This window comes from Bacillus xiapuensis, assembly GCF_002797355.1.
GTDB classification, from domain to species: Bacteria; Bacillota; Bacilli; order Bacillales; family Domibacillaceae; genus Bacillus_CE; species Bacillus_CE xiapuensis.
The window spans coordinates 469,954-485,402 of sequence record NZ_KZ454939.1; the positions used below are offsets into that span (position 1 = coordinate 469,954).

Sequence of the window (15,449 nt, forward strand, 5' to 3'; positions counted from 1 at the left end):
AACAGCGAGATAGAGAAACTAGCAATTGGCTCAGAATGAGGATAAGGCAAGCGGGTCAATAAAGCCGAATTCCCCGCTAATAAAGAGAAGGAAGAAAGGCTGCCATCGCAGCGTCCTCTTGCAGCGCCTTTGTAACCAGCATCCCGCCGCATCTTATATGCGGGGGGAAAATCCATGATGCCCTGTTATGAATGGTCAGGAATTGGGTAAAGGTAAGTAATAACTTTCGAGCGGGAGGTGAAGAGAGAAGTTGAGAATACAGTAAATGGAAGGGCGGCTGCTGGCCATTTTGCATTCTCGGCTTGTCTTGACGTTTTTGATTACAGTGAAATTTCTACTTATTGCATTCTTGATCGCTCTGACGGCTTTTTTTGTGGCTTCTGAATTTGCTATCGTCAAAATCAGAATGTCGCGAATTAATCAGCTGATTGCAGAAGGAAATAAACGAGCGGTCATCGTGAAGAAAGTAATCATGAATATGGATGAGTATTTATCGGCCTGTCAGCTTGGAATCACGATCACTTCTCTCGGTTTAGGGTGGCTGGGCGAGCCGACAATAGAAGCTGTGCTTCAGCCATTATTTGAATCCATGAATGTAGCGCCATCACTTGCCGGTGTGCTTTCCTTTGTCATCGCCTTTTCCGCCATCACTTTTTTGCATGTAGTGGTTGGAGAATTAGCGCCGAAAACGCTCGCTATCCAAAAAGCAGAAGCTTTATCATTAGCGCTATCCCCGCCGCTTCATCTTTTCTACCGGGTAATGTATCCATTTATCTGGGCGTTAAATGGCTCGGCCCGTTTATTAACTCGCTTGTTCGGGTTAAAGCCTGCTTCTGAAAGTGAAGTGGCTCATTCGGAAGAAGAGCTGCGCATCATTCTGTCGGAAAGCTTCAAAAGCGGGGAGATTAATCAGTCGGAATATAAATATGTCGACAATATATTTGAGTTTGACGAAAGAATCGCCAAAGAAATTATGGTGCCGCGCACAGAAATGATCACATTATCTGAAGATTTAACATGGGAAGAGATCACCCATATTTTAAGAAATGAGAAGTATACCCGCTATCCAGTGGATGATGGTGATAAAGACAACATTATTGGCATCGTCAATATGAAGGAGATTTTTTCATATTTTATTGAGAAGGACAATGTGGATGAACGGCCGCTTGAAAGGTTCGTTAAACCAGTAATTCGCGTTATTGAGACGATTCCCATTCATGACCTTCTTTTAAAAATGCAAAAGGAACGGATTCATATGGCCATTCTGCTGGATGAGTACGGCGGCACGTCCGGATTGGTGACGGTTGAAGATATTTTAGAAGAAATCGTTGGAGAAATCCGAGATGAATTTGATATTGATGAAAAACCGGAAATCCAAACATTTGAAGAGGGGCATCATTTTTTAAGCGCACGTTTGCTGATTACAGAAGTGAATGATTTGCTCGGTACCGATTTATCAGATGAAGAGGTAGATACGCTTGGCGGCTGGTATCTAACGCAAAACATCGATGTGAGACTAGGGGATTCCATCGAACGTGAGGGGTACCAATTTATTATTCGGGATGTCGAGGATCATCAGATTCATACGATTGAAGTGATCAAAATAAAAGAAGATAAGGACAGCAGTACATCATGAGCGAACCCTTCCGGCTTGATAGTCAGCTGGAAGGGTTTTGTTATTGAGTGAAATGAAGGCAGGGAATATGGAAGGGAAAAGGAATATATAGAACGAGAGCGATGATGATTGTTACACCAAAGCGGGAAGCAGGCGTTCACTGTTTAATTAATTATCAAGGAGGATGACAATGGAGGATACAAGCTTTGCGATTCACCCTGACAGAGAAGAAGGAACAGAAGCGGCCACGTACCATGATATTGGCGATGTTGTGGAATGGAAGAAAGCGGAGCAGGGAGCTTTGTTTCACTGTGAAAATGGCTATGTGTTCGTGCAGTTTTACAGGGAAGACATCTTGCGCATCACGATGAATCCAAAGACGGTTCCTGTATTGGAACAAAGCTTGGCGATTGCTTCGGCAAAAGAACAAGCGGAAGTGGACATACAGTCATCTGGAGAGGGATTAATTATACAAACTGAAAAATTAACTGCCATCCTTTCGCTGTCGCCATTCAGGCTGAAAGTAACGGATGCCGCTGGCCGCTTGCTGTTAAAGGAAGAAGAGCGGGGGATGGCTTTCCGTCATGACGGAGAAGTGCGCTGCTTTAAAAAAATGGAAAAAGAAGACCATTTTTATGGGCTTGGTGAAAAAACAGGATTTCTTGACAAACGCGGAGAGAAATTGACCATGTGGAACAGTGACGTTTTTGCGCCGCATAACCCGGAGACCGATGCCCTGTACCAGTCGGTTCCTTTCTTTATGACGATACGGGAGGGCAAGGCGCACGGTGTGTTTTTGGATAATACCTTCAAAACCATTTTTGACTTTAAGCGGGAGCAAGCGCGCTATTTTTTTTCAGCTGAAGGAGGAGAGCTGGATTATTATATTATGGCGGGACCTTCCCCAAAAGAAGTGATTGAGCAGTATTCATGGCTGACCGGCCGCATGGAATTGCCCCCTAAATGGGCGATTGGCTATCATCAATCACGCTATAGCTATAAAACGGCAGCAGAAGTTCGGGAACTTGTGGCCGCCTTTAAGGAAAAAGACATTCCGCTCGATGCCGTGTTTTTGGATATTCATTATATGGATGGATATCGCGTGTTTACATTTGATCAAGATCGCTTTCCGCGTCCTGAAGCATTGATTCAAGAATTAAGTGAAGAAGGTATTCACGTTGTGCCCATCGTGGATCCTGGAGTTAAGAAAGATCCGGAATCCCCTGTGTATATTGAAGGAATTCGCGGTGGGCACTTTTGTCAATATGCTGAAGGGGATCTTTACACCGGAGAGGTATGGCCGGGAATAAGTGTGTTTCCTGATTTCTTTCATGACAGTGTCCGCCAGTGGTGGGGAGAACAGCATAAATTTTACACGGATATGGGCATTGAAGGCATTTGGAATGACATGAATGAGCCTGCAGTATTTAATGAAACAAAGACGATGGATTTAGAGGTTCTTCATAATTATGATGGAGAACTGAAAACGCATCGGGAGCTGCACAATGCATACGGCCTGTTTATGGGCATGGCAACTTATCAAGGGCTGAAACAGCAGTTAAACGGAAAGCGGCCCTTTCTATTAACGCGGGCAGGCTTTTCCGGGATTCAGCGTTATGCAGCGGTATGGACAGGAGATAACCGCAGCTTCTGGGAGCATTTGCAAATGTCGATGCCGATGTGCATGAATCTCGGAATATCTGGCATTCCATTTTCTGGCGCTGATGTGGGAGGGTTTGCGCATGATGCTGCAGAAGAATTGCTCGTTCGCTGGACGCAGCTTGGCGCGTTTATGCCGTACTTCCGAAATCATTCGAACTTGGGCACTGTCCGTCAAGAGCCATGGTCTTTTGGGGACAAAGCGGAGAGCATCATAAAGCAGTTTATTCAGCTGCGCTACCGCTGGCTGCCATATATTTATACGCTATTCAGGGAAGCCCACCAGACGGGAATGCCGGTGATGCGCGCACTTATTCTTGAGTATCCCGATGACATCCAAACGGTGAATTTATCGGATCAGTTTTTACTCGGAGAGCATGTGTTAGTAGCCCCTATCACCAAGCCGAATACGAGCCATCGCGCCGTATACTTGCCGGAAGGAGAGTGGTATGATTACTGGACGGATCAAAAAATGAGCGGCAAACGGCATATACTGGCCGAAGCTGAATGGGATCAGCTGCCGTTATTTATTAAGGAAGGCGCCATTCTTCCGCAAGCGGATACGTTTAAGCCGGCGGACCAATTAAGCATTCATATCTATCCAGGGAATGAAGTTTCGGAGTTTCTCTTATACGATGACGATGGAGAAACATTCGCATATCAAAATGGCGATTATTTTGAATTGAACATTAAAGCATGGAAAAAAGGAAGCACAGCCTATATCGAAATTGACGAAAGACATAGCGGCTACACGCCTACTTGGAAGGACATTTCTATTAATGTGCATGGAGCGGTTGCCCGGATGGTCATTAACGGCAAGGAACAATGAAATTAGCCAAGGAAAACATCAGTCAACTGCCAAATGCCCGCGTCCTCTGCATTAAGCTTCGGTTTAATTTGGAAGTTTTTTTCAATCGGACGGAAGAACGGGATGATGAGCATCTTTATTAAAGAGAGTGCAGATAAAGGCGCTTTGGACTTTGTCTGCACTCTGGTCACTATAATGGTTCCGCGAAATAAAGCATTTTTATAATAACCCAATCCATTTCCAGTACGTCATGCTAAAGAGCATAATGAGCAAGAAAGCGGCAATCGTGATAGGAATTCCTGATTTCAGAAAGTCTTTAACAGAAAAGGCGCCCGTGCCGTAGGCCAGCATATTTTGCGGGGCACTGACGGGAAGCAGGAATCCGAAGCTGATAACAAATTGCTGAATGAGCACAAATCCGGGTTCATTAACAGGGACGTTCAATGTGGATACAAGGGCGATCACGATTGGAATTAACGCAGAAGCTAAACTGGTGGCGCTGGCGAATCCCAGATGAATCAATATATTAAATAAAGTTAATAAAGCGATGACACTTAATAAAGGCATGGATTCTAATCCGAGCTTACCGAATACTTGATCAGACAGCCAGGTGGCGCCTTCTGTTTTCAGAAGCACACTGCCGAGTGATATGCCGACAGCAAAGACAATGATCGTTCCCCATGGAATCTCCTTTTCTGCAGTCTTCCAATTAAATACGCCAATCTTTGGTGTGAGTAATAGGGCGACGGCCACCAATGTAACCGTAGAATTATCAAAGGGATGCAGGACTTTTTCGGTTGACCAGAAAAACAATAAGGCAAGAGAAATTAATATCAGCCGTTTTTCTTCCGCTTTTAACGGTCCGAGTTCCCGCAGCTGTTTTTCTACTAATTCATGTCCGCCGGTGATTTCATTTGTTTCCGGACGAATGGCGCGAATCATAATGAAATAGAGCAAAATGGACATGATGATAGCCCATGGACCGGCATATAGAAACCACTCGCCCCAAGAAACGTTTTTTCCGAAAGCTTGATCCATGAAATCTAAGGCAATCATATTTTGGGCAGCGGCTGTTTTGATGCCGACATTCCAAATCGACACGGCCTGTACCGAGGTGATCACGAGCAATGCCGCCAGGCGGCTTTCTTTAGACAGTCCGAAAGCGGCGACCATACCGAGCAAAATCGGGACGACAGCTCCGGCACGCGCGGTTGCACTAGGGACGAAAAAGGCCAGCATGATGCTGACAAGAATGGCGCCGATGACAATATGATTTGTTTTGGATCCCACTTTGGATAACACGAGCAGGGCCAGACGCTTATGAAAATGGGTTACTTGCATGGCAGCAGCAAGAAAAAGCGCGGCAGCGACAAGGGCCACAGCGGGAGAGCTGAATCCGCTTAAAGCAAGTTTGAGCGCTTCCTTAGTGCCAAGCGGAGCCGAGGGATCTTCTGTGCCCGGCGCCAGCCCCAGCAAAATCGCGATCAGCCCGACAATCATAAAAGCACTCACAGAGTAGGATACGGCCTCTGTTACCCAAAGAATGACAGCGAAAGCTAGAATGGCGAGGGCTCTTTGCCCGGCTTCAGGCAAGTTCTCTGGCGTGGGAAGGAGTAAAATGACGATTAAAGCAAAAGAAGCAAGACCCATCCAGAGCCCGTTCAAATTTTTTCTTTGAAGCGATTTCTTCATAAGGCTCATCTCCTTTTTTATATACTACTAGTACTATAGACTTATGTCTGGAAGAAAAACGGATCGTGAGCAGCGTTCAATATTTAATTGGAAACATTTAAATATTTTGTTGAACTTTAGGTCCATCAACAAAAGTCGGTGGTGACGAAATCAGCGCTCAGTTTCCAAATGAAGAAGTAGGAAAAAATAGGCATTATTACGGTACCCAAACCGCGTCTTTTGATGAGTTTGAATTTATTGTTAGTCCCCTCCATGATCCCGTTGGAAAGCGGTGAAATGATTGCATCCAGTAACGCTTCTTCATGTGCAATCAAGGTTTTTGCTACCTTTGAAATCGCCCCACAATCATGAAATGGATACGGTTTGAACCATTCATTTAATCGTCTTTCCGCTTGTCGTCTCGTACTAGACTTGAGGACGTAACGCATGTGCTGTAAAGATTGATCAAGATGCTTCACTGGCTCATCTTTCTGGCACCACTGGGTAACGAAACCTCTTTCTTCTTCGGTTACATTCCTCGGACGACGAGTCAGACAACGGTCGATGAAACGCACGTGGTGATGCTTTTTCGCTTCACTTACGTAACGTCTGCTCCGCAAAGCTTCGGTGAAAAATTGAATCGAATCAAAGCGATCAAGGACATGAATTCGCCTTCACCATGGCCGGGGCAAAATCACTAACCACCGTTTGAATCTTGGAGGACAAAGCGAAAACTCCTATCGTGACTTGTCTGAATAACAATTACGATACGTGAGTTTTCGCTTTTTTCATAGTATTTTGTGTCGAGTTATTCAGTTTTTTAGAGTCAACCCTAGGTTACGGTGATGAACCATAATATAGTTATAAATAATTTGAATCGAACTTCTGGAAACGTCTTGTATCTGCCGGACTTTTTTTAATCCAACTCCCCATTTGACTTCTTTTCGTATTTCTGCAAGAATCTCTTCTTCTAGGCACTTGACGATTTCATCTGGGAATAACTCTATCCGTAACACTTGTAAGGAGGCTTCCCCTTCCCAACTACGCAATATCATAAATCCCAGTCCTCAAATCCTCAATATGGAAATATATATAAATATATTTCCATAAAGTCTTTTAATATCCATATTTTGGTGTTATAATTAAATCAATCTTTAGCGCTGAAGAAAATAGATAGTATTTTAATAGAATCTTAGATGGCTAATTTTAACTTGCAAAATGTATTTGGTCATGTTTTAAGTATTTCTAAATTTGAACCTAATTAAAACATAAGGAGAAAAAAATGAAAAAAATTCTATTCTTGTTCATGTTTAGTATTGGGATTCTATTTTCTATGAGCAATAATGAAGTACTCGCTACTGAATCGAATAATTACCCTACCGATACAGATATTAAGGTACTAAATCAAGAATTAGAACAATTAGTGGAAGAAGTGAATGAGAGATTAGCTAAGGGTGAGAAAAATATTGAAACATCTTCAAAAAACCTAAAAATAGGTTTTAAGCAAGATGAGTTGATTAATCCGTATTCTTTCTCTCAAAGTAAAAATTTAAACTCTATGGCTGCAAAAGGAAGTTCAATAGGTTCAAAAACATATCAAGCATATGTGGCAAATACCAAAGGTTTTAATTTTAGACATGCGGTACATGGTACTTTTTCATGGAAGGGAAATTATTTAACTGCTGTTACAGGAGATGAAGATTTATCTGGAAAGATGTATTCAAGATCAGCAACTACAAAGGTTCAAGGAGTAGATGGAACAATTGGCAGAAATGCAAAAATAGGAAGAGTAACAAGTAAAGGGACATTTACAGCATTGAAATATGTACCGATTTCATATTATACAACACTTGTTGTTGATGTTTACGCTCCAACAAAAAGCTATCGAATTATAACTGCTAAAATTACTAATTAATTAAAAATAAAGAGGTGAGAAAAGTGGTTATAAATAATTTAATGAAATTTTCTACAGTACTACTAACGTTGATCTTAGCATTTGTACTGAGTTCTAATTCAGCATTAGCGAGTGTTCACATTACAAATTTTAGTGGTACTACAAAAGCTAGTACAAATTCAGCTCCTAAAAACTATCATCATTTTTATTCAAGTAAAAAAACAATAAACGTAAAGTTTAAAGTTAATAAGTTTGTTAAAACACACAAAAATAAAAGAGTTTATATTCAAGTGCAAAAAGATAATGGACTTTGGTGGTCAACAAAAACTACTAAATCAGTAACAAATACAAGACAGATCAGTTTTAATGTTGATGGTGGAACTGGCGACTATAGGATTGTAGTTTACGATGCCCCAGAGCGTACCGGTTGGGATAAACCACCACTTTATTACGCAAAATCAACCCAATATTCAGGTGCAGTAAAAGGACTTTAATTACAAAAAAGACTGAGAATGGCCGAAAAGATGATCAAAAACACGCGTGTTGATTACCCGAATTTATACAGATTTCTCCTGTCGTCATCAAAATAGTGATACAGAAATAAGACCAGCTGATCCCACCACGGCAAGGGTAACGAGCCGGTCAAAAGCTACCAACGACAGGTTTGTTTGAGAAATAGAAGATTTTGTCTGTTTATATAACCAATGAAGCAAAACGTAAGCAATTAATGCGGAAAAAAGCTGGTTGAACACCGAATTTTCGGTCGTGCCAAATAAAACAGGCACATTTAAATTTTGCTTGATCCAGCGAAAAAAGGTTTCGATGGCACAGCGTGCTTTATACATGCCCGCGATTTCTTCTGCCGACAGGTGAAGTAAGCTGGTCACGACGCGAACTTCTCGTCCTTCGTTATCCTTAAAAAAACACCACTCGAAGGCGCTTTTTGGACCGAGATTGGACAGAGCCAAGCAGACAAGTGATGTCGCGTGTCACGTTTGAGTCCTTTTATGGAAAACGTTGTAAGAATTTCACACGAGATCACTCTACGTTTTCTTTCATCCGGATGACGAAATCTTGTCGTCCTTCGAGAAAGCGATCGATTCGTTGAATTTTAATATAAGCACGGTCATCTACTAAAATGAATCGAGAGTCGGCAAGGTGTTCACCGATCGGTCCATCGTGTGTCAAACCCGTCGATTCAACGACTTTCAAAGGCAGCTAAAACTCACATGAAGCTTAATACCTGAGCGTTCGCCGTGATACACCACCCAAGGAAGCCGCGTTTTTCCGACAGTGATCCTAGTAGAATTCACAAGAAGCAGGTGCTTAGGCATCGTCAACGTTCGACGAGTCGCTCGATTACATTTGCCAACGATTAAATGAAATACTTCCTTCATTAATTCGTCATTCAGCTGGCCCATCTTTTTAGACAGAGTAGAATCGTTCACATCGACAAGCCTGACCGATGATCCGACATCCGCGCAATAGCGCAAACTTTTCCATTCACAGGCAACAGCCATCACAAGGTACTGGATCAACGTTTTCACAGCCAATTTTCGTGCGGTATCTTCATAACCAACGAGTTCAATCAATGGTTTTAGCTCTTCATCGGAAATAAACTTTTGAATCAAGTTCGGGAACAGGGTATTCTGTTTAATAGAGGACACCTCTTCTCGTGAATGTTTGGTAGCCCATCCATTTTACAAGAAGGTGTCCCTTTTTGTCGTCTTTTTATGAAAGATTGTTGATAATCAACATGCGTGTTAATACATAAAACCTAACTAGAATTACGAGAACCCTACCTTTTAATTTTATATTACAAAATTAGGGGGGTATGTTATAATTTCCTTGTTATAAAGTTTTGTTCCTTTTAGCATAAAGGAAAATTGATTTAACGCATAGTTTAGATGAAATTTCAAAAGTACATGCTAACGTGGTGTCATAACATTGATATAAGAAAATAATATATTGTTTTATATTATAATTTTTTAAAATTTGAAATACTACAACTAAAAAAAAGGGGGGTAAAAATTGGAATTTATTATGATTGTATTTGTTTTCTTAATTTTGATTGGCATTAGTGTAATCATGAATATACTACTTAAGACAACTAAAAAAAGAGATTGGGCTATATCTTTATTATTAAGTATCTTTGTATCAATTATAATTGTGGCAATTTTAAGGTGAAATGACTTAAATTTTCTGAAAATAAAAAATATCGTTAAAGAAGAAAAGAAAAAGAGTGGTTTTGAAGTGCACCCCAAAAGTTAGAGTCAAACTCTAACTTTTGGGGGTGTTTTTATGGCCAAATATAGTGAGAAATTTAAAATAAAGCTTGTTACCGAGTATTTGGATGGGCATCTTGGATATAAATCATTGGCGAAGAAATACAATATGCCCTCTCAAACACCATTACAAGATTGGGTAAGAGCTTATAAAACACAAGGGATGGAGGGGTTAAAAAGAAGAATTAAGAAGGAAGTACCTCCTGTTCAATTTAAATTAGATACGATACAATTTATGTTAAAAACAGGTGCTTCTTATCAGGAAACCGCTGAACAGTTTAGTTTAAATAATCCTTCATTAATTTACCGCTGGATGAAAGTATTTAATGAACAAGGACTAGAAGGCCTAAAAACAAAACCAAAGGGGCGACCTTCTATGTCTAAGAAAGCCAATACCAATAAACAAACGAAAAAGGTAGAAAAAAAATTAACACGTGAAGCAGAGTTAGAACGTGTGAATGAACTACTGAGATTAGAAAATGCGTACTTAAAAAAGCTGCGAGCTTTTCGGGAAAATCCGAATGTCTTGCTCGAAAAGCACAAGCAAAATTGGCATTCGAACTCAAAGAAGAAGGAGTCCGATTAAAAGATATTTTCCTTGTTGTAGGCATTCCTGAAGCAACCTACCACTATCATGTAAAAAAGTTGGGGAAAGAAGATCCGGAAACGGAACTAAAAGAGATCATCACCTACCTATTTAGGAAGTTTCATGAACGCTATGGTTATAAACGAATCACAAAGGAATTAAAGAAATTAGGACATTGTGTTAATCATAAAAAAGTGTATCGGCTTATACGGGAATTAAGTTTGAAATGTGTAAAATTCATGCGGAAATCTCGGAAATACAATTCCTATAAGGGGAAGGTTGGTAAGGTAGCGAAAAACTGTCTATCCCGCCGTTTTAACACACCTATCCCTCTTCAAAAATTAGTAACTGACATAACAGAATTCAAATGTCTAGGCGAAGAGAAGTTGTATTTAAATCCTATTCTTGACCTTTATAATGGAGAAATTATTTCGTTTGGAATTAAGAAGTGTCCAACATTGGATCTTGTCATGGAACCTTTAGACGAAACAATTGAGATCATAAAGAATCACGCAACCTACCGTACTACCATCCACTCGGATCAAGGGTGGCATTACCAGCACAGCCAATGGGTGAGAACATTAAAGAAAAATATAGTATTCCAAAGCATGTCACGTAAAGCAACCTGCGCAGACAACGCTTTGATGGAGAATTTCTTTGGCATTTTAAAGCAAGAAATGTATTATGGGGAAAAACTAGTAAGCTATGAGGAATTAAAAAGGAGAATAGAAGAATATATCTACTGGTATAACAATGAACGATCCAAAGACAAATTGACTGGACTAAGTCCGGTCCAATACCGAACTCGATCCAGCCAATCAGCTGCATAATAAAAACTCTAGCTTTTGGGGGTAACCACCTTTTCACTAAAAAGTGAAGCGACTCTTTTTGGTTGTATAACAATGTTATTAGTGTTTTAATTCTTTTATCACGCCTATTGGTTAACCAAATTTAGACAGAACTCTCCTATTATGATCAAAATAATTATATAGGGGACCTACCAACAAAACGCGGAAAACATACGCTAATACATTTTCTTTAAGGGGTAGTATCAGGGTTATACGGTTACAACGTTAAGGTAGAAATGGAATGTCAACACTAATCTGAACAATTTTTATCAGGACTGCTGCTTAAATTCAGTCTGTGTCAAATATCCTAATGTTTGATGAATCCGAATGTGATTAAACCAGTTCACATAATCCCGCAGTTCAAGATCTAGTTGTTCAAGGGAATGAAAAGTACGTTGGTACACAAATTCGATCTTAAAGCTTTTGTATGTTGCTTCTGCTACGGCATTATCATCTGGACATTCTTTTGCGCTAAGTGAAGGCTGGATGCCAAATGCTTCCGTTGCTTCTGCCATTAGTTGATTATCGAATTATGAGCCACGGTCTGTGTTGAATAATTGTACGTTTGTCAGGTTTACCTTTAATGCTACTTAAAGCTTGGTAGACAAGCGCTGCATCTTTACTTGGACCCGTACTTGCACCGACTAATTCACGATTAAAAAGATTGAAAGAAAGGCAAGTTAATTGGTAGAACCAGTACATAAATAATCACTAACTATCCGTAAGAACCAATTTTACGCTGGTATTGACACTAACCATCAATGATATGAACTAAGTTACTAAATCCTAGTTCGTATCATTGATCAATTCAAATATTCGCAAAAAATAAAGAACAGTTTCTTCAATTTGTTTCTCTGTATCAGTATAGGGAATATCTGCAACAGGTAGCCCTATTTGGTTCATCACCGTAACCTGGGGTTGACTCTAAAAAAATGAATAATTCGACACAAAACACTATGAAAAAAGCGAAAACTCACGTATCGTAATTGTTATTCAGACAAACCACGATAAGAGTTTTCGCTTTGTCCTTCAAGATTCAAACGGTGGTTAGTGATTTTGCCCCGGCCATGGTGAAGGCGAATTCATGTCCTTGATCGCTTTGATTCGATTCAATTTTTCACCGAAGCTTTGCGGAGCAGACGTTACGTAAGTGAAGCGAAAAAGCATCACCACGTGCGTTTCATCGACCGTTGGCTGACTCGTCGTCCAAGGAATGTAACCGAAGAAGAAAGAGGTTTCGTTACCCAGTGGTGCCAGAAAGATGAGCCAGTGAAGCATCTTGATCAATCTTTACAGCACATGCGTTACGTCCTCAAGTCCAGTACGAGACGACAAGCGGAAAGATGATTAAGCGAATGATTCAAACGGTATCCGTTTCATGATTGTGGAGCGATTTCAAAGGTAGCAAAAACCTCGATTGCACGTAAAAAAGTGTTGCTGGATACGATCATTTCACTGCTTTCCAACGGGATCATGGAGGGGACTAACAATAAATTCAAACTCATCAAAAGACGCGGTTTTGGGTACCGTAACGACGCCCATTTTTTCCTACGCCTTCGATTGGAAACCGGACGTTGATTTTGTCACCCCTCGACTTTTGGTGTTGAATTTAATTTTAAGAAAAGTATTGATTTTCTTAAAAATGGTGTCTAAATGCAGCAGAGGATTATTCTGTAGCAGACCATTGAATGAAAAGCAGCGGAAGAAAGCATCCTTGTAATCAGACGGCAAGCAGCGAGAGATGTTATAATAAAAACAGTGCAAATATGAAAGGATGTTACTATGAGCAAGACAGTTGTATTAGCGGAGAAACCGTCCGTGGCCCGTGATATCGCTCGTGTCTTACATTGCAGCAAAAAAGGGAACGGATTTTTAGAGGGGAATAAATATATCGTAACTTGGGCGCTAGGGCATTTGGTGACGCATGCCGATCCTGAAGGGTACGGAAAAGAGTACAAAACATGGAATTTAGCGGATTTGCCGCTGATGCCGGATCCTTTAAAAACCGTGGTTATCAAGAAAACCAGCAAGCAATTTCAAGCGGTGAAAACGCAATTGCACCGGAAAGATGTCCGCGAAATCATTATCGCAACAGATGCCGGACGGGAAGGTGAACTTGTGGCCCGCTGGATTATTGATCAAGCGCATGTGAAAAAGCCAGTCAAGCGGTTGTGGATTTCTTCAGTGACCGATAAAGCGATCCGTGAAGGGTTTTCCAAGCTCCGCGACGGGCGGGAGTATGAAAATTTATACCGGTCAGCCGTTGCCAGAGCGGAAGCGGATTGGCTTGTCGGCATCAACGCCACACGTGCGTTAACGACTAAATTTAATGCGCAGCTTTCCTGCGGTCGGGTGCAAACCCCCACATTAGCGATGATCGCTAAGCGGGAAGAAGAGATCCGGAACTTTAAGCCGAAGAGCTATTTTGGAATTACAGCGGTTGCCGGCGGCATCAAGTTTACCTGGAAAGAGGCTAAATCCAATGATGTGAAGATCTTTTCTGAAGATAAGCGCGACGGGATTTTACAAGCAATCCGCGGCAAAGAAGCGGTCGTAACCCATATCAAAAAGGCGGCGAAAAAGTCATACGCGCCGGAGTTATATGACCTGACAGAATTGCAGCGGGATGCTCATAAACTTTTTGGCTATTCTGCGAAAGAAACGCTGTCGATTATGCAAAAGTTATATGAACATCACAAGCTGGTCACTTATCCGCGGACCGACTCCCGTTATTTATCCAGCGATATGACTGATACGCTGAAAGAGCGCGTGGAAGCGGTGGAAATCAGACCGTACGCCGGATTAGCAGCGAAAGTGTTAAAGCGCGGCATTAAGTCTAATAAGTCGTTTGTCAGCGATGCGAAAGTCAGCGACCATCATGCGATCGTGCCAACTGAGCAAACAGCGATTCTCAATGATTTAAGCGAGAAAGAACGCAAAATTTATGATCTCATTGTTAAGCGTTTTTTAGCGGTTTTATTGCCGCCGTTTGAATATGAACAAACAACGGTGGAGGTAAAGATTGGCGGGGAAGTCTTTACAGCCAAAGGGAAAGTGATTAAAACGCTTGGCTGGAAAGAAGTGTACGGCAAGGAAGAGGACGATGAAGCCTCTTTGCCGCCCGTCAAGCAGGGAGAAACGCTGGAAGTCGCTGCCTTAACAGCCACGCGCGGAGAAACGGCTCCGCCTTCCCGCTTTAACGAAGGAACACTCCTGTCAGCGATGGAGAATCCGGCTAAATATAGCGGAGAAGAGCGCAAGGATATTAAACAAACACTGAATCGGGCAGGCGGGATTGGCACTGTGGCAACAAGAGCGGACATCATTGATAAGCTGTTTAATACCTTTTTAATTGAGAAGAAGGGCAAAGACATTTATATTACTTCCAAAGGCAAGCAGCTGCTGGAGCTTGTCCCGGAAGAACTGCAATCGCCGGCACTCACAGCGGAATGGGAGCAGAAGCTTGATGCTATTGCGAAAGGAAAGCTTAAGCCCCAAGCGTTTATGCAAGAGATTCGAGCTTATACCAAAAGCGTGATAAAGGATATTAAAAACAGCCAGAAACAATTTAAGCACGATAATATTACGGGAAGCCAATGTCCGGATTGCGGCAAGCTTCTGCTTGAGGTGAACGGCAAAAAAGGCAAAATGCTCGTCTGTCAAGACCGAGAATGCGGATACCGCAAAAACGTGGCGCGGCTCACGAACGCCCGCTGCCCGAATTGTCATAAAAAATTGGAGCTGCGCGGTGAAGGGGAAGGGCAAATTTTTGTCTGCAAATGCGGGCATAAAGAGAAGCTGTCGGCCTTTCAGCAGCGCCGCAAAAAAGAATCCGGAAACAAGGCGAGCAAGCGCGATGTCAATCAGTATCTGAAGAAACAAAACAAACAAGAGCCGATCAATACAGCGCTGGCGGACGCTTTATCGAAACTGAAATTATAAAGAATGAGAAACAAAGGGATGAGGGAATGACCGTCATCCCTTTGTTTTTTACTTAGAATACTGACTTGCTGCTTTGGCGTCTTTTCGGATAAAGCTCTTGTGTTTTTCCAGCTGACCTGCCTATAATTATTTATTGAAAAT

General features: G+C 41.6%; 13 protein-coding genes and 1 pseudogene. 8 read left to right on the forward strand and 6 right to left on the reverse strand.

What is annotated here, in order from left to right; genetic code table 11:
* The first annotated feature begins 316 nt into the window (after positions 1–316).
* On the forward strand, positions 317–1,636 hold the full coding sequence (locus tag CEF20_RS02300; RefSeq protein WP_232713340.1) for a hemolysin family protein: 1,320 nt from the start codon (positions 317–319) through the stop codon (positions 1,634–1,636).
* Positions 1,637–1,805: 169 nt separating this feature from the next.
* A complete protein-coding gene (locus tag CEF20_RS02305; protein ID WP_100330314.1) occupies positions 1,806–4,103 on the forward strand; it encodes a glycoside hydrolase family 31 protein in 2,298 nt (765 codons plus the stop codon).
* A 2-nt stretch (positions 4,104–4,105) separates the two neighbouring features.
* On the opposite strand, the gene CEF20_RS16965 is transcribed toward CEF20_RS02305, so the two are convergent.
* The 3 genes from CEF20_RS16965 to CEF20_RS02320 form a co-directional block, all read right to left on the reverse strand.
* Positions 4,106–4,273 (reverse strand): hypothetical protein, encoded by a 168-nt coding sequence (locus CEF20_RS16965; RefSeq protein ID WP_232713341.1) that lies wholly within the window; start codon positions 4,271–4,273, stop codon positions 4,106–4,108.
* A 28-nt stretch (positions 4,274–4,301) separates the two neighbouring features.
* A complete protein-coding gene (locus tag CEF20_RS02315) occupies positions 4,302–5,783 on the reverse strand; it encodes a DASS family sodium-coupled anion symporter (protein ID WP_100330316.1) in 1,482 nt (493 codons plus the stop codon).
* 116 nt (positions 5,784–5,899) lie between these two features.
* Positions 5,900–6,421, reverse strand: coding sequence for a transposase (locus CEF20_RS02320; RefSeq protein WP_100330317.1), 522 nt, complete (start codon positions 6,419–6,421; stop codon positions 5,900–5,902).
* Positions 6,422–7,035: 614 nt separating this feature from the next.
* Here CEF20_RS02320 and CEF20_RS02330 point away from each other — a divergent pair.
* Both CEF20_RS02330 and CEF20_RS02335 read left to right on the forward strand, forming a co-directional pair.
* Complete coding sequence (locus CEF20_RS02330) at positions 7,036–7,668, forward strand: hypothetical protein (protein WP_100330319.1); 633 nt, start codon at positions 7,036–7,038, stop codon at positions 7,666–7,668.
* Between the two features lie 23 nt (positions 7,669–7,691).
* Complete coding sequence (locus CEF20_RS02335) at positions 7,692–8,141, forward strand: hypothetical protein (RefSeq protein WP_100330320.1); 450 nt, start codon at positions 7,692–7,694, stop codon at positions 8,139–8,141.
* 53 nt (positions 8,142–8,194) lie between these two features.
* Here the strand turns inward: CEF20_RS02335 and CEF20_RS17455 are convergent.
* Positions 8,195–9,305: pseudogene (locus CEF20_RS17455) on the reverse strand (IS4 family transposase).
* A 643-nt stretch (positions 9,306–9,948) separates the two neighbouring features.
* Between CEF20_RS17455 and CEF20_RS02345 the strand changes: the two are divergent.
* Both CEF20_RS02345 and CEF20_RS02350 read left to right on the forward strand, forming a co-directional pair.
* The gene (locus CEF20_RS02345) at positions 9,949–10,518 is read left to right on the forward strand and encodes a helix-turn-helix domain-containing protein (protein ID WP_100330321.1); all 570 of its coding nucleotides are present in this window, start codon (positions 9,949–9,951) and stop codon (positions 10,516–10,518) included.
* Positions 10,404–11,348, forward strand: coding sequence for an IS3 family transposase (locus CEF20_RS02350; protein WP_157796263.1), 945 nt, complete (start codon positions 10,404–10,406; stop codon positions 11,346–11,348). The genes CEF20_RS02345 and CEF20_RS02350 overlap by 115 nt, the downstream gene beginning before the upstream one ends.
* Before the next feature lie 287 nt (positions 11,349–11,635).
* On the opposite strand, the gene CEF20_RS17460 is transcribed toward CEF20_RS02350, so the two are convergent.
* Both CEF20_RS17460 and CEF20_RS16485 read right to left on the reverse strand, forming a co-directional pair.
* The gene (locus CEF20_RS17460; protein WP_100330323.1) at positions 11,636–11,881 is read right to left on the reverse strand and encodes an IS3 family transposase; all 246 of its coding nucleotides are present in this window, start codon (positions 11,879–11,881) and stop codon (positions 11,636–11,638) included.
* 532 nt (positions 11,882–12,413) lie between these two features.
* The gene (locus CEF20_RS16485) at positions 12,414–12,653 is read right to left on the reverse strand and encodes a hypothetical protein (protein WP_157796178.1); all 240 of its coding nucleotides are present in this window, start codon (positions 12,651–12,653) and stop codon (positions 12,414–12,416) included.
* Between the two features lie 105 nt (positions 12,654–12,758).
* Between CEF20_RS16485 and CEF20_RS02360 the strand changes: the two genes are divergently transcribed.
* Together CEF20_RS02360 and CEF20_RS02365 are read left to right on the forward strand one after the other, a co-directional pair.
* Positions 12,759–12,944, forward strand: a complete 186-nt coding sequence (locus tag CEF20_RS02360) for a transposase (RefSeq protein ID WP_100330324.1) — start codon at positions 12,759–12,761, stop codon at positions 12,942–12,944.
* A gap of 204 nt (positions 12,945–13,148) precedes the next feature.
* Positions 13,149–15,308 carry a DNA topoisomerase III gene (locus tag CEF20_RS02365; protein WP_100330325.1) on the forward strand — a complete coding sequence of 720 codons (2,160 nt, stop codon included), beginning with the start codon at positions 13,149–13,151 and terminating at the stop codon, positions 15,306–15,308.
* Positions 15,309–15,449 lie beyond the last annotated feature (141 nt).